General features: G+C 72.5%; 13 protein-coding genes. 7 read left to right on the forward strand and 6 right to left on the reverse strand.

Annotation, left to right across the window (positions count from 1 at the left end; all coding sequences use genetic code 11):
- Positions 1-12 precede the first annotated feature (12 nt).
- The 3 genes from CJ197_RS09325 (at position 13) to CJ197_RS09335 (ending at position 3,068) form a co-directional block, all read left to right on the forward strand.
- The gene (locus tag CJ197_RS09325; RefSeq protein WP_102236476.1) at positions 13-1,608 is read left to right on the forward strand and encodes a zinc-dependent metalloprotease; all 1,596 of its coding nucleotides are present in this window, start codon (positions 13-15) and stop codon (positions 1,606-1,608) included.
- Positions 1,592-2,221, forward strand: a complete 630-nt coding sequence (locus tag CJ197_RS09330; RefSeq protein WP_102236477.1) for an NUDIX hydrolase — start codon at positions 1,592-1,594, stop codon at positions 2,219-2,221. The genes CJ197_RS09325 and CJ197_RS09330 overlap by 17 nt, the downstream gene beginning before the upstream one ends.
- A 361-nt stretch (positions 2,222-2,582) precedes the next feature.
- Positions 2,583-3,068, forward strand: a complete 486-nt coding sequence (locus tag CJ197_RS09335; RefSeq protein ID WP_146007744.1) for an alpha/beta fold hydrolase — start codon at positions 2,583-2,585, stop codon at positions 3,066-3,068.
- On the opposite strand, the gene CJ197_RS09340 is transcribed toward CJ197_RS09335, so the two are convergent.
- A complete protein-coding gene (locus CJ197_RS09340; protein WP_102236479.1) occupies positions 3,046-3,642 on the reverse strand; it encodes a M48 family metallopeptidase in 597 nt (198 codons plus the stop codon). The two genes, CJ197_RS09335 and CJ197_RS09340, sit on opposite strands and share 23 nt — an antisense overlap.
- A gap of 694 nt (positions 3,643-4,336) precedes the next feature.
- On the opposite strand from CJ197_RS09340, the gene CJ197_RS15360 reads away from it, so the two are divergent.
- On the forward strand, positions 4,337-4,495 hold the full coding sequence (locus CJ197_RS15360; RefSeq protein WP_102236480.1) for a DUF5679 domain-containing protein: 159 nt from the start codon (positions 4,337-4,339) through the stop codon (positions 4,493-4,495).
- 428 nt (positions 4,496-4,923) lie between these two features.
- Here the strand turns inward: CJ197_RS15360 and CJ197_RS09350 are convergent, their stop codons facing one another.
- The 3 genes from CJ197_RS09350 to nudC form a co-directional block, all read right to left on the reverse strand.
- Complete coding sequence (locus CJ197_RS09350; protein ID WP_102236481.1) at positions 4,924-5,217, reverse strand: WhiB family transcriptional regulator; 294 nt, start codon at positions 5,215-5,217, stop codon at positions 4,924-4,926.
- 394 nt (positions 5,218-5,611) lie between these two features.
- On the reverse strand, positions 5,612-7,735 hold the full coding sequence (locus CJ197_RS09355) for an ATP-dependent DNA helicase UvrD2 (RefSeq protein ID WP_102236482.1): 2,124 nt from the start codon (positions 7,733-7,735) through the stop codon (positions 5,612-5,614).
- 200 nt (positions 7,736-7,935) lie between these two features.
- The gene (gene nudC, locus CJ197_RS09360; protein ID WP_102236483.1) at positions 7,936-8,853 is read right to left on the reverse strand and encodes an NAD(+) diphosphatase; all 918 of its coding nucleotides are present in this window, start codon (positions 8,851-8,853) and stop codon (positions 7,936-7,938) included.
- A 268-nt stretch (positions 8,854-9,121) separates the two neighbouring features.
- Here nudC and CJ197_RS09365 point away from each other — a divergent pair, with 268 nt between their 5' ends.
- The gene (locus tag CJ197_RS09365; RefSeq protein WP_102236484.1) at positions 9,122-10,105 is read left to right on the forward strand and encodes a phosphotransferase; all 984 of its coding nucleotides are present in this window, start codon (positions 9,122-9,124) and stop codon (positions 10,103-10,105) included.
- A 50-nt stretch (positions 10,106-10,155) separates the two neighbouring features.
- Here the strand turns inward: CJ197_RS09365 and CJ197_RS09370 are convergent, their stop codons facing one another.
- Both CJ197_RS09370 and CJ197_RS09375 read right to left on the reverse strand, forming a co-directional pair.
- Positions 10,156-13,428 carry an ATP-dependent DNA helicase gene (locus CJ197_RS09370; protein WP_102236485.1) on the reverse strand — a complete coding sequence of 1,091 codons (3,273 nt, stop codon included), beginning with the start codon at positions 13,426-13,428 and terminating at the stop codon, positions 10,156-10,158.
- The gene (locus CJ197_RS09375; protein ID WP_102236486.1) at positions 13,425-16,697 is read right to left on the reverse strand and encodes a PD-(D/E)XK nuclease family protein; all 3,273 of its coding nucleotides are present in this window, start codon (positions 16,695-16,697) and stop codon (positions 13,425-13,427) included. The genes CJ197_RS09370 and CJ197_RS09375 overlap by 4 nt, the downstream gene beginning before the upstream one ends.
- Positions 16,698-16,873: 176 nt before the next feature.
- Here CJ197_RS09375 and CJ197_RS09380 point away from each other — a divergent pair, with 176 nt between their 5' ends.
- The gene (locus tag CJ197_RS09380; protein ID WP_102236487.1) at positions 16,874-17,506 is read left to right on the forward strand and encodes a TetR/AcrR family transcriptional regulator; all 633 of its coding nucleotides are present in this window, start codon (positions 16,874-16,876) and stop codon (positions 17,504-17,506) included.
- 167 nt (positions 17,507-17,673) lie between these two features.
- Positions 17,674-17,895: a DUF3107 domain-containing protein gene (locus CJ197_RS09385; protein WP_102236488.1), complete on the forward strand. Its 222-nt coding sequence runs from the start codon at positions 17,674-17,676 to the stop codon at positions 17,893-17,895.
- Positions 17,896-17,898 lie beyond the last annotated feature (3 nt).

Genomic DNA, 17,898 nt, shown 5'->3' on the forward strand with positions numbered 1-17,898 from the left:
CTGGAGGTGGCCATGAATGACCAGCCGAACCCGGGCGGCCCCGGGGGTATGGACGAGGAGGCCCTGAAGCGCTTCCTCGAGGAGACGTTCGGGCAGGCCCTGCCCGAGGGAGCGCTCGATGGGATGGATCTGTCGGCGCTCGCGCAGCAGGCCAACCTGCCGCAGGATCCCGCGGTGCTGCGGGCTGCCGCCGCGCAGATGCAGCAGATGTTCACCGGCGGCAACGAGGGCGTGAACTGGCAGCTCGCCGAGGATGTGGCGCGCCGCACCGCCGCCGGGCAGGAGGGCATCCCGGGGGCGCCCGATCCCTCCGGCACCCCCGGCGACCCGGGGCCGAGCGACGAACAGGTGGCGCAGCTGCGGCAGGCAGCGCAGGTGGCGCGACTGTGGCTGGATCCGGTGCTCGCGATCGATGTGCCCTCCACGGAGCTGGAGGTCTACAGCCGCGGGACGTGGCTGGCGCGCACCCTGCCGCGCTGGAAGCCGATCGTGGAGCCAGTGGCCATGTACATGGCTGGCGCGATCGGCGAGGCGATCTCCGCGCAGCTGGGGCAGATGGGCGGAGCCGAGGGAATCCCGGGGATGCCGGGCATTCCGGGCATGCCGGGGATGGCCGGGATGGATCCGGCGGCGATGATGGAGCGCATCGGCGCCACGATGTTCGGGGTGCAGTTCGGTCACGCGATCGGCGCTCTCGCCCGGGAGACTGCGGGGACGACGGATCTGGGGCTGCCGCTCGGGCGCGAGGGCGAGCCTGCGCTCGTGGCCGCGAACGTCGAGGACCTCATGGCGGCGCATTCCCTGGACCCGGGGGCGGCGCGGATTTTCCTGGCCGCCCGCGAGATCGCGCACACCGCCCTGTTCGATGCCGCGCCGTGGCTGGGCAAGGCCCTGTTCTCGGCGATCGAGGACTACGCGCGCGGCATCACCCTGGATCTGGATGCGCTCGATGAGATGGTGCGCGGCATGGATCTCTCGGATCCGCAGGCGCTGCAGGCGCGCAAACCCGAGGAGATGTTCACCTTCACCCGCCGTGCCTCCCAGGAACGAGCGCTCGAGGAGCTCGCCACGACGCTCGCGCTCATCGAGGCGTGGGCGGATCACGTGACCACGCAGGCGCTCAGCGGGAAGCTGCCGGATCTGGAGGCGATGCGGGAGGTGCTGCGGCGCCGCCGCGCCGCCGGTGGTCCGGCGGAGCAGATGCTGTCCTCCACGATCGGCATCGAGCTGCGACCGCGCCGGGTGCGGGAGGCCCTGGCCTGGTGGGAGAGCGTGCTGGCGACCGAAGGGGCCGAGGGCCGCGAAGCCAAGTGGGATCATCCGGATCTGCTGCCGAGCGCCGAGGTGCTCTCCGGGCGCCCGCAGGCCCCAGCCGAGGGGGCTGGGGCGCAGGAGGCCGAGGAGCTCGCCGACGTGTCCCTCCCCGAGGACTTCGATGCGGAGCTCGCGAAGCTGCTGGCCGGGGACGGCGCGGAGGATGCGCCGCGGGAGAACGACCGCGGCGGGATCGCCGACCCTGAAGGTCCCGCGAGTGATGAGTCCGGGGCCGGTGGGTCCGGTGCCGACGATGCAGATGAGTCCGGCGACGGTGATGGCACCGCACGCTGAGGGCACCCCGGAGCCTGCTGTCCCGAATCTGGGCCTCGTGCGCGCGCAGCTCGCCGCGGCAGCGAGCTCCGTCTCCGGGCCGCAGCGGGCGAAGGAGTACCTGGATCTGCTCGAGCGCTCCCCGCGGGCGCTGTACCGCGATGGCGGTCCCGTGCATCTCACGGCCAGTGCGATCGTCGTGGATGCGCCCGGTGAGCAGGTGGCCCTCGTGTGGCACCGCAAGGGCGAGTTCTGGGTGCAGCCGGGCGGGCACCTCGAGCCCGGGGAGATCGATCTGGAGCTCGCGGCCCGACGCGAGGTCGCCGAGGAGACGGGGCTTGAGGAGCTCGAGCGCGTCGGGGACGGCCCGGCGATGCTGCACCAGCATGATCTCTCCGCGGCCTTCGGTCGCTGCCGAGCGCACTGGGATGTGCAGTACCTGCTGCGCGCACCGGCCCCGGCCAGCGCGGTGCCGTTGCGGGCGAGCGATGAGTCGCCCAAGGTGCGCTGGGTGCCGTGGCCGCGGCGGCCCGGCCGTGCCGGGCGCGATCTGTCGGCCCTGCCCGCGGGCACGGTGGCGGACCTGCCGGAAACACTGGCGGCGCTCGCGCGCCTGGTCGATGCACAGCGCTGAGCGAAGGCAGGCCGGTCGGGAAACCATCCGACGTCGCCTCTATCCGAAAGTCGCCGTGGGGCAGGTGGGACTCGCACCTATGACTCTTCCATAGCACACCAGGATGAGCGCCCGAGAGCTAAGCCCGTGCAGCTCAGCGGGCAGCAGTGGCAGAAGCAGGCGGCGCGTCTGCGACGACGGCACGCTGCACGGACGCTTCCCCGCCCGACGGCGGCCGGGAGCCGTTTCCCCCTGACCTACACGCGCACCGGACCGTTCCCTGACTCTCATCCGATCCTCGCGGTTCCCGGCGGCCCCGGGCTCAGCATCTCGATGATGTACGCCTCTGTGCGGCACTGGGCGCGCAATGGAGTTCGACCTCGTGGGCACGATTGCGTTCCGCGAGCTGAACTACGCGCCGGAGCCCGACGGGCTGCCCTTCGACCCCGGTGTCGCCTTTGCGGAGTTGGCGGAACGCTTCCCGGCGTTCGCGGGCGAGCCCTATGACCTCGCGGCAGCGGCGCAGCAGGCACCGATGCCGCTCATCGCGCTGTCCGGGGAACGGGATCTGCGCACTCCCCGCACCATAGCCGAGTGGATCGTCTCGCTGGCACCGCGGGGGCATCTCCTCGAGCTGCCCAGCAGTGGGCACAGCCTGCTGGATGTGAAGCAGAAGGTGGCGCGCGAGGTGCTGGGGGCCGCCAGTCTGGGCGGAGCGGATGCTGTGCTCACAAGAGCCGATGAGATCTCTGCGCTCGCCGCCGCGAGCACAGGCAACGGGCCCGGGATCTATGTGCGTGCGGTGATGCGCCTCTCAGAGCTCATGCCTCATCGGCTCTCGGGGCTCATGCCTCATCGGCATCGCTGAGCGGTCCGGGCCCGCCAGGCTGGTGGGTGGCCCAGGTGACGCCGTCTAGAAAGGCGTTCGCCCGCTCGGCATCGGGGTAGTTCGCCATGAGGGCCCGGAACTCAGGGCCATGGTCGGGGACCAGCAGGTGCACCAGTTCGTGCATCATCACCGCGCGCACCACATAGTCGGGCATGCCCTGCAGACGGTGGGACAGGCGGATGGTCGCATCAGCGGAGGTGCATGAGCCCCAGCGGCGGTTCTGCCGCGTGGACCAGGTGACCGATGCGGGGCGCGCCCGGCCGCCGAGGTAGGTGTCGCTGACCTCTCGCGCGAGCGCGAGCAGATCCGCGTCGGAGCGGCGGGGCGGGGCATTGCGCTGCTCCTTGTCGCGCAGCTGCTGGACCATCTGCTCCACCCAGCGCCGTTCCTCCCGTCGGCTCATGGACGCGGGGATGGACACGACCAAGTTGCCGTCGCTGCGGGCGATGGAGACGGTGCGGCGCCGACGAGCGGAGCGGCGCACGAGCACACGCTCCCCGCGGGGCCCGGTGACGTGGTCGTGCGCGGTGAGTTCGGAGGTGCGAGCAGGCATGGAGGCAGACTGCCACGAACAGGTCACGAAGTTTTTTCGTCCACAACGGTGCACACTGAAACCTCAGGTCAGAGCTTTGTGGACGGCCCGGATGCAACGTCCTCCACAATGCGTTCCTCATCGTGAACACGTCATCCACAGTCCGGGCCGAGTTGTCCACAGAGCGTCCCCGAACGCGCTTTGACCCGCTCGGCGGGGAGGCGTTAGGTTTCCCTCCACGTGGAACCCCTGGATAACTAGCAGGACGCACACGGGGAAGGTGCGCGTGGTGCTGAGCGCCCCGGGGGTTCCACGGCCCTCCGCCCCCTGCGGCGCACGGGGCCTACGACGTCGGCTCGTCGTGCGCACTTCCTCGGCTCCTACGAGCCTGCTTGATCCCGAAGCGCACGACGAGCCGCCCCCGTCGGGCGGTGTCCTAGCCATCGGCCCGCGTCCTCTCCCGCCGGGCAGCTTTATCTCCGGCCGGGCAACGTCATTTCCCACCAAGCTGTACCTTTTCTCGTCGAGCCGCTCTCTCCCCGTCGGACTGTGTCCTCTGCCCGGTCCCGCGGTCATGGGCAGTGACACTGTCCACAGCGGACTTCTGATTCGTAGCGGCGGGCGGAGCGCCGCTATGGTGGATCGGTCCCGGCTCGGGCGGCGCAGTGTCGCCGGGTGCGGGAGGACACTGTTCACCCCGTGATGAGGAGCGGATATGGCCGACGAGACCTACGCCGGAGAGTTCTACTGCGTCAAGTGCCGCGAGAAGCGTGAGGCTGAGGGCAACGTGGTCGTCTCCAACGGCCGCCGCATGGCCAAGGCCGTGTGTCCCGAGTGCAGCACCAAGCTCAACCGCATCTTGGGCAAGGCCTGATCGACGTACTGCGAGCCCGCGAGCGGTAGGAGAACAGGCAGTCAACACCGCCTGATCGACGTACTGCGAGCTCGCGAGAGCCCCCGGTCACCCATGAGGTGGCCGGGGGCTCTGCTGTGCGGCTCGGCGCGGTCCGGACAGCCCGACCATGCCTCGCCCGGTCCCGGTCGACGCCGACACACCGTGCCCGATACGCCGAGTACACCGAAACGTGCCAGAAATGCCACGTATCGGTGCACTCGACAGGCAAAATCCGGCGTGGCGCTGGTGGTGCTCCTCGGCACTCGACAGGCAAGCCTCAGCGTGGCGCGCGTTAGGGGCCGGGCGGGCAAGCCCGGCGTGGCGCCCGTGGCGCGACTCGAGCACTCGGTAGGCAGCCCCGGCGTGGCGCGGCAGCCCACCGGTCCGGTCACCAGCACCTACTCGGCTCAGGCGGCGTCGGCGACGGGGTGCTTGCGGGGCCGACCACGGCCGCGCTTGACGGCGATGATCTGGCCGGATTCGAAGATGGCGCCGCCCCACACGCCCCAGGGCTCGGCGCGCTCGAGGGCACCGGCGCGGCACTGCTCCATGAGGGGGCAGCGGGCGCACAGCTCCTTGGCGCGTTCGAGGTCCGCAGGCCGTTCGGCGAAGAACAGGTCCGCCGCATCGGCGTCGTGGCAGGGCAGGGCGGCCGCACCGGCAGGTGCGGTCAGAGAGAAAGTAGTCAGAGAAGTAGTCATCGTCTCGCTGCTTCGAGGTCCGTGGGTGGGGACTGCCCCGTGGGCGGGGCGGGGGCGCGGCGGCGGTGCCGCGCCGGCAGCGAGGGGATCCTCGTCAGCTCAGGCTGGGCACCGCGGGGGCCTTGCCCCGTTCGCGCGGCTGGAGGGAGGGCGCGCCAAGGGGCTGCCCGGTCACTCCGGCGAGATTCCTGATGTTGATCATGTGGGCCACCCCCTTTCTGTGCGCGCTCCCCGGTTCCCCGGGTCACGTCTGCGGACGTTTGACGCCGTTGAGCCTACACGCCCTTCTCCCGGGCGCGAAACTATTTTTTGACCTGCAGTGATGTCGACGTGGGGCAACCGGCCACCAGAGCGCCACCACGCTCACGAGGGCATCCGACGCCGGCCCCGCGTCTCAGCCTCCGCCCAGCAGCTCCAGCAGCTCATCCCCGAACTGCTCCATCTTCGCCGGGCCGATGCCGGGAATCGCGAGCAGCTCCTCACGGCTGCGGGGAGCACGTTCAGCCGCGGCCTCGAGCGCGGCGTCGGTGAGGATCGCGTAGGCGGGCACGCCCCGGGAGGCGGACTTGCTGCGGCGCCAGCTGCGCAGCTCACGCAGCAGCTCGGCACCGGCCGTGGGAGCACAGCCTGCGTGGCGTCCGCGGCGCTGATCGGCGGCGCTGACGAGCCCCTGCTCGCACACCCGGCAGTGGGTGTGCATGGTCGCGCTGCGGCGCCCGGTGCGGCGAGGCGTCGCCGCGCGAGCGGTGCGGGGCGCATCGGGGTGCTCGAGCACTCCCTCGAGGAAGCGGGAGGCCTTGCGGGAGCCGCGCGCCCCGGGCGTACGGGCCGCTGCCCAGGAGACGGTCAGCAGGTCCTTCGCTCGGGTGAGCGCGACGTAGAACAACCTCCGCTCCTCCTCGACCTCGGCGGGGGTGGTGGCCATGGAGATCGGCAGCAGCCCGTCGCTCGCCCCGACCACGAACACCACCGGCCATTCGAGGCCCTTGGCCGCGTGAATGGAGGCGAGCGTGACGCCGTCCACGACGGGGGCGGCCTGCGCCTCGGCACGCTCCTCGAGCTCGCGCACCAGATCGCTCATCGTCGCGCCGGGCCGGGCGATGATCGTGTCGGCGAGCCCCACCAGCGCGTTCAGCGATTCCCACCGGTCGCGCACCGAGCCGGTGGTCTCGGGCGCGGTCTCGGACCAGCCCTGCTGCCCCAGCACATCGCGGACGGCGCGAGCGGGGTCCAGCTGTTCCACGCGTGCGGCGGCGCGCAGAGACACCATGGCCCGCCGCACCTCCTGGCGCTCGAAAAAGCGGTCGCCGCCGCGCACCAGGTAGCCGATGCCGCGGGCAGTCAGCGCCTGCTCGAAGGCCTCGGACTGGCTGTTGGTGCGAAACAGGATCGCCATCTCCGCGGCAGGACGGCCCGCGGCGATCAGCTCCCCGATGCGCTCAGCGATTCCGTCGGCCTCCGCGGGGTCATCGGGGAAGGTCTCCACCACGGGCGGCTCCCCCGCCGCACGCTGGGAGGTGAGGGTCAGGCGAGTTTCGCGAGTGCGGCCCTGAGCGCCGTCGAGCACCGCATTGGCCATCCGCACGATCTGCGGGGTGGAGCGATAGTTGCGCTCGAGCCGGATGGTGTGCGCGCGGGGGAACTCCTTGCGGAAATCCAGCAGGTAGGAGGCGCGGGCCCCGGCGAAGGTGTAGATGGTCTGGGCAGCATCCCCCACCACGCACAGGTCATCGCTCGTCCCCAGCCACAGCCGCAGCAGGGCGTGCTGCAACGTGGAGACGTCCTGGTACTCGTCGACGACGAAGTGCTTGTACTGGCCGCGGATCTCGCGGGCCACGTCGGCGCGTTCGGTGAGGAACCCGACCATGTGCAACAGCACGTCCTCGAAGTCGATGACGTCGTTCTCCTTCTTCACCTCCTCGTACTGGGTGAGGATGCGGGAGATGGTGCGAGCATCGAAGCCGTCCACGCCGGGCCGACGGGTCTGTTCGGCGATCTCGGGGTAGGACTCGGGGGTGAGCATGGACACGCGTGACCATTCCACTTCGGCGACGATGTCCCGCAGGGCTGCGCGGTCCACGTCCAGGTGCAGGCGTCGGCAGGCCGCTCCGACGCCCGCGACCTTGCTGGGCATGATCTCGGGCATCCGTCCGCCGACCACGCGGGGCCAGAAGTGTCGCAGCTGCCGCAGGGCGGCGGCGTGGAAGGTGCGGGCCTGCACGGCGGGCACTCCGAGGTCGCGCAGGCGCGAGCGCATCTCCGCGGCGGCCTTGGCGGTGAACGTGACAGCGAGGACGTGGCGGGGGTTCAGCTGTCCGGTCGTCACTCCGTAGGCGATGCGGTGGGTGATGGCGCGGGTTTTGCCGGTGCCGGCGCCGGCGAGCACGCACAGCGGCTGCCCGAAGCTCGCGGCAACCTCGCGCTGCTCCGGGTCCAGGGCCTCCAGCAGTGCCTCGGGGCTCGCAGGCGGCGCCTCCGGACGTGCGGCGGCGGTGTCAGCAGCGGGGGTGTCAGTCATCACCGATCATCCTGCCAGGCGGGGCTGACACTCCGCCGGGCCACCCCGGGCATTGTGGATGAACCGCCGATGGGGAGGACGTTGCGTCGCGTGCCATTGCGTCGCGTGCGATCGAGCCGTGCCATCGCGCCACGTACCGTCGCGCCGCGTGCCATCCAGTCACCGGACCCGCTGTGCTCGCGTCCCCGCCCCAACCTCGCTCACGCGTCGGCGGAGCGGCCATACCAGTCGTCGATCAGCGCCCGGCCCATCGAGGCCGGGCCCGGCAGCTCGATGGTCCCGGCGGCGAGCTCCTCCGCGAGCTCCTCGCGTGTGTACCAGTGGGCTTCGGCGATCTCGTCCTCCTGCAACGTCAGCTCCCCGCCCTCCGGGGCCCAGGCACGGTAGCCGAGCATGAGGGAGCGCGGGAAAGGCCACGGCTGGCTGCCCACGTACTGAACCTCCGTGACCCGCACCCCGACCTCTTCGGCGACCTCGCGCTCGACGGCGTTCTCGAGGCTCTCCCCCGGTTCCACGAATCCGGCGAGCACCGAATGGAAGGCCCCGCGGAAGTGGGCGTTTCGGGCCAGCAGCAGGCGATCCTGCCCGTCGCGCACGGCCATGATCACGGCCGGGTCGGTGCGGGGGAACTGCTCGGTGCCATCCTCGCGGCAGCGCAGCACCCAACCGGCCTGCTCGGGTTCGAGCGCCCCGCCGCACAGGGGGCAGCAACGCATGGAGCGGTGCCAGGCGCCCATCGCGGTCGCGGCGGCGGCGAGATCCGCATCGTCCTCGGCCAGGTGTTCGGCCACGCGCCGCAGGTCGCGCAGGTCGCGCCCCGGGTCATCGAGCTCGGCCGACGGGGCGGGCAGCTCGACGGCGAGGATCCGCAGCCCGTCACGGCGGCCCAGCAGCACGAGGGGCTGCATCGTGCCCTCGCGCGGGTCCTCGCTCTCGAGCTCCACCCGCAGCGTCCCCTGCTCGTCCTCCCGCACCGCGACCGCACCGGCCCGGGTGACGAGGTAGCGGGCATCCTCACCAGGGTCGAGGATCCCCACCTTCCCGCGCTCGAGGGCGTCGCGGTCGGAGGTGTGCGGGGTCAGTGGTGTGCGCAGGTGGGTGCCGCGAAGAATGGCCATGCTGCGAGCCTAGCCACCGCTCGCGTCCGGCCTCAGCGCCCAACCTCTGCGCTCGCTCCGCCTGCCTCCTGCCCGCGGCGTCCGGTGCCGCGACACGCAGGCCCGCGCCGCCGAGTGCACCGATCTGTGCCGTTTCTGCCACGAATCGGTGTACTCGGCGGAGTAGTACGGCGGGTCGCCAGGGCAGCGCGGCGCGGCTCTCCTCACGCCCGCGGACTCCCCCGTGCCCTTCCCGAAGCGGGGCCGGTGTGCCGGGTACGGTGGATCCGTGCATCGCAACTCCTACTCCTTGGCCGCTCTCGCTGCGGCGGCGGTCCCCGGCCTGGTGCCGGTGCGGACCACGCCCGTTCCCGTCCCTGTGGAGGACCTCGATGTGGCCGGGGTGGTGAGCGAGGATGGCCGACGGGTGATGGTCTTCTCGCCGTCCACGACGGCGGCCGGGGTGCGGCTGGAGCGGGATCTGAAGGTGGCCGATGCGCTCTCCGGCACGCCGCTGCGCGCGGTGATCCCGCCGGTGCTGGGTTTCGTGAAGCTCGCCGAGGGTGGGCGCTGCGCGGTGACCGAGTCGCCCGTCGGCGCCCCGCTGATGCTGGATGACCTTCAGCGCTCTTCGGATCTGGCGCGGTCGCTCGGGCAGGTGCTCGCGCGCATCCACGCGGTGCCGCGCTATGCGGCGGAGGCAGCCGGAGTGGAGTCCTTCACCGCGGAGGTGCTGCATGATCAGCAGTCCCAGCGGGTGCGCCAGGTCCGGGAGGGCGGGTATCTGCCGGCGGCGGTGGCGCAGCGCTGGGAGGCTCTGCTGGAGGATGCGGAGCTGTGGGATTTCACTCCGCAGTTCGTCCACGGCGACCTCTCGGAGGAGTCGCTGTTCTCCAGTGGGCATCGGATCAGCGCGGTGCGGGACTGGTCCTCTGCGCAGGTGGCGGATCCGGCGAGCGATCTGGCGTGGCTGGTGAGCACCCTGGAGCCGGAGCGGTTCGATGAGCTGCATGCCGCCTACCGCGAGGAGCTGCCGATCGAGCCGCATCCGCGGCTGATGGAGCGCGCGCAGGCGCTGGGCGAGTTCGCGGTGGCCGAGTGGCTGCTGCATGGTCTGCAGGTCGAGGACGAGGACATCGTCGCCGATGCGCAGGGCATGATCGCGGATCTGGATGCGGATCTGGCGCAGCTGGGCCGGGAAGAGGCCGAGCGCACCTACGCCGAGCTCAGCTCCCGCGACGGCGCCGACGACGGCCCCACCCAGGACGACTGAGCCGGCCCCGCACGACGCCTGAGCCGCCGCCACCCAGACCGATCGCGCTCTCAGCCGCCAGCGACCTGCCCGGTGAGCATCTGCTCGATCCGTTGCCGGGAGGGGTGGCGGCGCACTTCATGGGTGTGCTGATCAGGCACGAAGAAGAACGCGGTGCGGATTCTCGACAGCGGCAGTCCGGTCGCCTCATGCCAGGCCAGGCGGTAGATCGACAGCTGCAGCGAGCGCTCGCGCAGGCTGCGGGCATCGGGGGTGCGGCCGGTCTTCCAGTCCACGATGATCACGCCCTCGCTGCCGTCGCTCCCCTCGGGGTCGGCGAAGACGGCGTCGATGATGCCGCGCACCGTCACGTCCCCGAGCCGGGTGTGGACAGGATGCTCCACCACCAGGGGGGTCCGCGCCGCCCAGGGCGAGGCCTGAAACGTCTCGCGAAGGCTCGCCGCATCGAGGGCACTCTGCTCATCCTCGATATCGGTGAGCTCGGCGAGGTCCTCGAGGTCCAGCAGCGCGGAGCCGGTGAAACGGTCCTCGAGCCAGGCGTGGAAGGCGGTGCCGCGAGCGGCCGCGGCGGAGGGGCGGCGCGGCACGGGCCGCAGCAGATCCAGGGCGGCGCCCGCGGGGTCCTGGGCCTGGCGCACCACCTGTGAGGCGGATAGTCGCGGCGGGGAGTGCACGGCCGGGGGTGCGGCCTGCTGGGCGAGGTCCGCGATGGCGCGGCGCACCAGCTCAGCCAGCTGCTCATCCTGCGGCTCCTCTCCGCTGCTGTGCGCGGTCTCGAGCAGCTGGGCGGCGCGGGCGCGGGCCTGCTCGGCCGGGCCCGGGGCGGGTGGGAATGTCGCGGTGGGGCGCTCGGCCTCGAGGGGATTGTCCGCCGGGACGTCGGCGACGGTGCGGAACGCCTCGGGCACGAGGTCACCGAGCTCGGCGAGGTATCGCGAACGCGGGCGGGGCCTGGTGAGTCCCTGCCGCCAGGCGGCGGAGGTCAGCAGCAGGCGGCGGCGGGCCCGGGTGACGGCCACGTACATGAGCCGACGGTCCTCCCGTAGCGATTCCTCTCCCTCGGCCAGGCGGTACTGCTCGAGCAGCGCCTCGGCATCAACCTGCGTATCGGCGGCGTCCCAGGCGAGCTCCGGCAGGGTTTCGGCATCGCCGCGCAGGGCGGTGGGGACGCTCGCGGTCCGCAGCGGACCCAGCCACCCGTCGGCCGGGATCCGCACCCGGCCGTGCTCATCGGTCTTCGCGCGCCGCAGGTCATAGGAGGGGACGGTGCCTTCGGTGAGTCCCGCGACCGCGACGAGATCCCATTCCAGACCCTTGGCGGAGTGCATGGTCACGATGGTCACGGCCGATGGGTCGGTGCTCTCCTCTCCGGCGGCGGCGACCGCGAGACCCGCCTCCTCGTCTTCGCTGATCTCGAGCAGGTCGAGGTAGGCACCGAGGTCACCGCGGCGGGCCGTCGCCTCGAATCCGGCGGCATGCTCGCGCAGCGCCTCGAGGTCGGCGAGAGCCCGGGAGCTGCCGTCACGCTCAAGCAGGGTGAGGTCGAGATCGAGGGCGCGCACCGCGGCGGTGAGGAGGTCCGGCAGCGGCAGGGGCAACAGGCGGCGCATCCGGCGCAGGAGGTCCTGAAGCTGCAGCAGACGCTCACGGCCGGTGGCACTGAGGGCACGCCCGGCGGGGTCGGTCCATTCGCGCGGCGGCAGGTCGTCCACGGCATCCAGCAGGGTGACGTCCTCGGCGTCGTCGTGGGCGGTGGGGTCGCGGTCGCTGCGGCGTCGCGACGCCAGATGCGATTGCCAGCGACCCAAGACGGCGAGGTCGCGCACGCCCAGGCGGAAGCGGGGGCCGGTGAGCAGGCGCATGAGGGCATCGCCGCGGGCGGGGTCGTGGGCGGCGGTGAGCAGGGCCCGCACATCGGCGACTTCGGGGCGGTGCAGCAGCCCGCCGAGTCCCACCACATGCACCGCCAGTCCCCGGGAGGTGAGGCCGTCGACGAGCGGGGGGATCTGGCGGCGGGCCCGGACGAGGACCGCGGCGGTGGAGGGCTGGGCGGGGTCGGGGTCTTCGGCGCGGCGCGCCAGCACCCAGTCGGCAATCGCGTGCGCCTCGGCGATCTCATCGGCCGTCTCGATGATCTCGCAGGCCCCCTCCCCTGCACCGGGCCGCGGCTGCAGCTCGGGAATGGTTACGCCGCCGCCGGCGCTGCGCAGTGGGCCGGCGAGGCGGTTCGCGACGGCGAGGACCGCCTGGTCGTTGCGCCAGGAGGTGGACAGGCTGCGCTGCAGCACGGGCTGCTCAGGGCTCGCGAAGGCGGTTGCGAAGGAGGCGAGGGAGGCGGCGGAGGCGCCGCGCCAGCCGTAGATCGCCTGCTGCGGATCTCCGACGGCGCAGGCGGCATGGCCGGGGCCGAAGAGGTCGGCGAGCATGCGCAGCTGCGCGATCGAGGTGTCCTGGAACTCATCGAGCAGCACCACGCGGTGCAGGCGGCGGGCGGTCTGGGCGGCTGCGGGGACCTCCCGGGCGACGCGCGCGGCGAGCGCCACCTGGTCGGCGAAATCGAGGGCGCTCGTGGTGGTGCGCACGTCGGCGACGCGCTCCAGCAGGGGGATGAGATCCAGCCGCCCTTCGAGGGCGCGCAGCGCGGAGGCGACGGTCCGCGGGGTGGTGCGGCGCCGCCCTTCGGCCTGCAGGGGGATGGAGCTGAGGTGGTGGTGGATCTGCTGCAGGTGCTCGCGCAGCTGGGCAGGAGTGACGAGGTGGTCGGCGAGGGAGGAGGTGAGCGAGATGAGGGCCGCGGTGAGAGTGGCCGGGGAGGCGTCCAGTTCGAGGGAGTCATCCCAGCTTTCGACGATGCTGTGGGCCAGCTGCCAGGAGGCGGAGGTGGACATCATGGTCAGCTCGGGGTCGATGCCGACGGCGAGGGCGTGCTCACGCACCAGGTCCAGGGCGAAGCCGTTGTAGGTGTGGACCACGGGGCGCTGGCCGATGAGGTCATCGCTGCCGCGTTCGAGCCCGGGCGGCAGCGTGAGCCCTTCTGCCTGCATCGCCTGGGTGAGGGTGGCAAGGCGCCGGGAGATCCGTTCGGCGAGCTCGTGGGCGGCTTTGCGGGTGAAGGTCAGGCCCAGCACCTGGCGGGGTTCGACGATGCCGTTGGCGATCATCCACACCACGCGGGAGGCCATGGTCTCGGTTTTGCCGGAGCCGGCTCCGGCGACCACGAGCATCGGGGCGAGCGGCGCTTCGATGACGGCGGTCTGCTCTGCGGTGGGCGGGGGCATCTCGAGCAGGGCGGCGAGCTGTGCAGCGCTGTGGCGGGGGGTCATAGCTGCTCCCCTTCGTCCTGGAGCGGGCAGGAGCTGCGGACGGCGCAGCGGCTGCAGTGCGGATTCCGTCGCGCCGTCACCGTCGGCCCGGAGACTTCGCGGGCCACTTCGGTGACGACGGTGTCAAACCAGGTGGGGTCCTCGGCGCGGGTGAGGGCGCCCTGGGTGCGCACGGCGGCGCGGCGGGTTCCGGTGCCGACGTACACCAGCTGCGCCCCGTTGAGTCTCTCCCCGGCGCCTGCTCCGAGCTGCTCGTCCAGGGCGCCGTCGCGCACGGCCGCCTGGTAGGCCGCAAGCTGCAGGTCCTCTTCGGCTTGGGCGGCGGTCTTGGGGCTGCGGCCGGTCTTGAGGTCCACCACGCGCAGGCCCGTCTCATCACCCTCAATGCGGTCGATCGTGCCGCGCAGGTGCACTGGCCCGAGCTCGAGAGTGAAGGGGGCTTCGATCGCGCGGGGCTGTCCGGCGCCGCGCAGATGTTCGGCCAGCAGCAGGGCGGCGTCCTCGGCGTGGCGGATCCGGCGCCGCCCGGACCACGTGGCGGAGCCGGGGACGGCGCGCAGCAAGCTGTGCAGCTCGCCGAGCAGATCGGTGCGCGCCTGCTCGGTGTCCGGCACCCCGGCGGGGTGTCGCTGGGCCAGCAGGTGCAGGGCGGTGCCGATCAGCGGGGCGGGGCTGCCGGTCCGGGTGCCGCCGGAGCGTTCGAACAGCCAGGCGCGCGGGCAGGCGGCGGCGCGTTCCAGGGCTGACGGGGACAGGGTCGGTGCGGTTCCCGCGTCCTGCAGCGGCTCGACGGAGCTGGGGGGCTGGTGGTACCACTGGGCGGGGTCGGTGCCGGGGGCGCCGGAGCGCCCGAGCTGGGCGAGAGCGCGGGCGGCATCAGCGGCCGCATCGGGGTCATCTCCATGCAGGCGGGTGCGCAGCGCGGCGACGAGGCGGCGCACATCGGGGGCGGGCCCGGGGTCTGCGCGCAGGTCGTCTTCACCCACCCAGGGCGGCGCCGCCGCGGGGTCCGCGGCGATGCGTTCGAGCACCTCCACGAGGGCGGAGGGCTCGCCGTGCTCGTCCTCGACCGCGGTGATCAGCACGCGGCAGCGGGCGCGGGAGAGGGCGCTGAGGACCAGCCGCAGCTCATCGGCCAGCACCTGCTGGCGCTGCAGGGCCCGCAGCGCCTCGATGTTCTCGGGCACCTCCTGTTCGCCGCGCACTCCGGCTATCAGCGACAGCTCCGTGGCGCCGAAGAGGGTGGAGCGCAGTCGCAGATCCGGCCACGCGCCCTCCTGGACGCGGGCGAGCACCACGGTGTCGCGATGCTCGTCGGCGAGCTGGGCGGGGGTGAGCACAGCGACGCGACCGCGGGCGGGGGTGGCGGCGGCGAGGGTGTCCTCGACCACGGCCTGGGCGCGGATCTGTTCGATGAGCTCCCCGGCCCCGGCGCCGGGCCGACGGTCGGTGAGGCGCTCGGCCGCGGCGAACAGCTCCAGCAGCGCATCCAGCCGCCCGGCGGCCAGGCGTGCCCGGGCCCCGTCGGTATCGGCGGCATCGCCCAGTGCGGCATGCCGCCAGCCGGTGGCGAGCCGTGCCGCGTCCCAGGTGTGCCACAGCACCTGTTCGGCGGGCTCGTCGCGATGCTCGCGGGCGGCGCGGAGCATGGCGCGTACGCGGTGCACGGGGGCCGCGGCGCGGTCGCGCTCGGCGGGGTCGGGCAGGCCCGGCACCTCGTCGTCGACCAGCGCACGAGCCAGCAGCTCCTCGCTGCGGGGGCCGTTCTCTGGCCCGTCGCCCGGTGCGGGGTCCGCCGCCGCGGCGCGGTCGCGGTGGGCGCTCAGCAGCAGGCGCCGGATGCGGCGCAGGCGCAGCGCGTCGGCGTCCCCGAAGGGGCCGCGCAGCAGCGCAGTGGCGGTCGCGGGATCGGGGCGGGCCCCCTCCTCTGCTTGGCCGAGTTCGAGGATGGTCAGCAGGTCGGCGATCACCGGCACGTCGCGCAGCGGCTGTGGCCGATGGGGCACATGGACGCGCAGCCCGGTGCGGGCCAGCAGCTCGGCGACATCCGCGACGGCGGCCCCGGAGCGGCACACCACCGCCATGTCATCGAGCGGGACGCCCTGGCCGTGGTGCAGGTCGCGCAGCACGGAGCCGATCAATCGCGCCTCATCGAGCGCATCCCGGGCGCGCAGGACCGCCAGGCCCCCGGGCGCGCCCGTGCGGGGCCGACGGGAGCGTGCCGGGGCACCGGCGAGCGGGAGACGCCCGCGCAGTGCATCGACCACCGCCGCGGGCCCGTCCTGCTGTGCGCGGGAGCTCTCGAGCAGCACCTCCTGCGGGCCACCCTGCTGGCCCCCCGGCGAGCCGGTGAGACGTTCACGCAGGCGCGCCGCCGCATCGGGCAGGGCGCCACGGAAGGTGTCCACGGCGGTATCAGGACTGGAGAGGACGAGCAGGCGGGCTCCGGCATCGGCGAGCGCGAGCAGCAGTTCGACGCCGGCCGCGGTGAGGTCCTGGGCGTCGTCGATGATCACGGCGCGGGCGGGCGGGGGGCTGAGCGGGTCCGCGGCCAGGTGGCCGACGGCGCGGCGCAGCAGCGCTCCGGAGTCCAGGCGCTCTCCCGCGTCCAGGGCTGAGGCGGCCTCGAGGTCGAGCACGCCGAGGTAGTCGCGCTGGATCGCGGCGGCGTCGACCCAGGCGGGGCGCCCCCGGTCGCGGCCCAGCTGCTCGAGGTCAGCGGGGGTGAGCCCCAGCTCCGCGGCGCGAGTGAGGAGGTCCCGCAGTTCGGTGCGGAAGCCGGGGAGGGCGCGGGCGGCCGGATCGGTGCTGAGGTACCAGTCCTCCCGCAGCGCGATCAGCTCCCCCAGCAGCGCATCCTGCTCGGCCCCGGTGACCAGGGTGGGCTCGGGGGCGCCGCGGCGCCGCGCGGCGGTGCGGCAGATCGAGAACCCGAGGGCCGACGGGGTCATCACCGACACGCCGCCTTCCCCGGCCGCGCCCAGCGCATCACGCAGGATCCCGGCGTTGCGGCGGCGCGGCGCCAGCAGCAGCGTGTCCTCCCCGCGGGCGCGCGCCTGCGTGGCAGCGCACAGCGCCAGGGCCGTGCGGCCCGCGCCGGGGGCGGCGTGGACGATCATGCTGCGTCCGGCCAGGAACGTCTCGAGCGCGGTGGCCTGCGCGGCATCGAGCTGCGCGGCATCGAGCACGGGCGGCAGGGCGCCCAGATCAGGGCCCAGCAGCCTGATCTGCTCACCGTCGGCCCGCTGGCCGTCTCGTCTTGCGCGCATGCCCCCATTGCACCGCATGGTCCTGACAACGCTGCACACCGCTGGTCGGCCAGGCAACTCGCTGGTCGGCTCGGGGCCATGTGAACGAATCGGCGGACACGCGGCGGTACAGTAGCGGAGCCCTACGTTCTCCATGCCGCTGCGGCGGCGTGCTCCCCGAAGTCCCGGAGGCCCTCGTGTCGACTCCCCCCACGGTCCGACTGCCGCGCGCCGAGCGTCGTGCCCAGCTGCTCGAGGTCGCCACCGAGGTGTTCACGGCTAACGGCTACCAGGCCACCTCGATGGATGACATCGCCAAGGCCGCCGGCGTCACCAAACCTGTGCTCTACCAGCATTTCGACACCAAGGAGACGCTGTTCGTCGAGGTCCTGGGGATCGTCGGCGAGCGCATGCTGGCCGAGGTGCGGGCGCTGGAGGCGCCGGACATGCGGCCGCGCGAGCGGATCCGGCACGGCCTGCTGCGCTTCTACCGCTTCATCTCCCTGGAGAACTCGCTGCGGCTGTTCACCGGCCAGGAGGCGGTCTCCGATGCGGTGCGCGCACGGATGACCGAGGTGCTCGATGAGATGGCGCTCGAGCTGGGCCGGGTGCTCATGACCATCCGACACCTGTCCACCGAGGAGGCCCGCGTGCTGGGCCGTGGCCTGATCTCCTACACCCAGCTGGCCGGGCAGCTGCTGCACGAGGCGTCCGATGACGCCGCACGGGAGGAGATCCTGGAGACGATGGTCACGATCATCTTCAGCGGCGTCTCCGGGTTCCGGATGCGTGATGGCGTGCTGGACGACGAGGGCCGCACCACGCGCTGACCCCCGTCGCGAGCAGCGCGGCCTCATCGGGTGCATCGCGCCCACCTGCCATCGGACTGTGGCATCTCATGCCTGCTCGGACGCACAGCCCGAGAACGTGCGCGACGCGTAGACTCCCCGCTGACCACCACAGCGACCCGCCCGCGGGCGGAGGAGAGGACAGCCCCATGGAGATCCGCATCGGCATCCAGCACTCGCCCCGCGAGATCGTCGTCGAGTCCACCGAGGAGGCCGACGCTGTGCTCGAGCGTCTGAGCGCCGCGGTGTCCGACGGCGCCCCCGTCACCCTCACGGACGACAAGGGCCGCACCGTCCTGATCCCCGGGGCGAAGGTCGCCTACGCGGAGGTGTCCACGGAAGAGCCCCGCCGCGTCGGCTTCCTCGGCTGACCG

Origin of the sequence: Brachybacterium sp. UMB0905 (genome assembly GCF_002871795.1) — a bacterium.
Taxonomy (GTDB): Bacteria; Actinomycetota; Actinomycetes; order Actinomycetales; family Dermabacteraceae; genus Brachybacterium.

Bases quoted from the DNA above. Each gene is read 5' to 3' on its own strand.
- CJ197_RS09325 (WP_102236476.1), top strand. From the start codon at position 13: ATGAATGACCAGCCGAACCCGGGCGGCCCCGGGGGTATGGACGAGGAG.
- CJ197_RS09330 (WP_102236477.1), top strand. From the start codon at position 1,592: ATGGCACCGCACGCTGAGGGCACCCCGGAGCCTGCTGTCCCGAATCTG.
- CJ197_RS09340 (WP_102236479.1), bottom strand. From the start codon at position 3,642: ATGCCTGCTCGCACCTCCGAACTCACCGCGCACGACCACGTCACCGGG.
- CJ197_RS15360 (WP_102236480.1), top strand. From the start codon at position 4,337: ATGGCCGACGAGACCTACGCCGGAGAGTTCTACTGCGTCAAGTGCCGC.
- CJ197_RS09350 (WP_102236481.1), bottom strand. From the start codon at position 5,217: ATGACTACTTCTCTGACTACTTTCTCTCTGACCGCACCTGCCGGTGCG.
- CJ197_RS09355 (WP_102236482.1), bottom strand. From the start codon at position 7,735: ATGACTGACACCCCCGCTGCTGACACCGCCGCCGCACGTCCGGAGGCG.
- nudC (WP_102236483.1), bottom strand. From the start codon at position 8,853: ATGGCCATTCTTCGCGGCACCCACCTGCGCACACCACTGACCCCGCAC.
- CJ197_RS09370 (WP_102236485.1), bottom strand. From the start codon at position 13,428: ATGACCCCCCGCCACAGCGCTGCACAGCTCGCCGCCCTGCTCGAGATG.
- CJ197_RS09375 (WP_102236486.1), bottom strand. From the start codon at position 16,697: ATGCGCGCAAGACGAGACGGCCAGCGGGCCGACGGTGAGCAGATCAGG.
- CJ197_RS09385 (WP_102236488.1), top strand. From the start codon at position 17,674: ATGGAGATCCGCATCGGCATCCAGCACTCGCCCCGCGAGATCGTCGTC.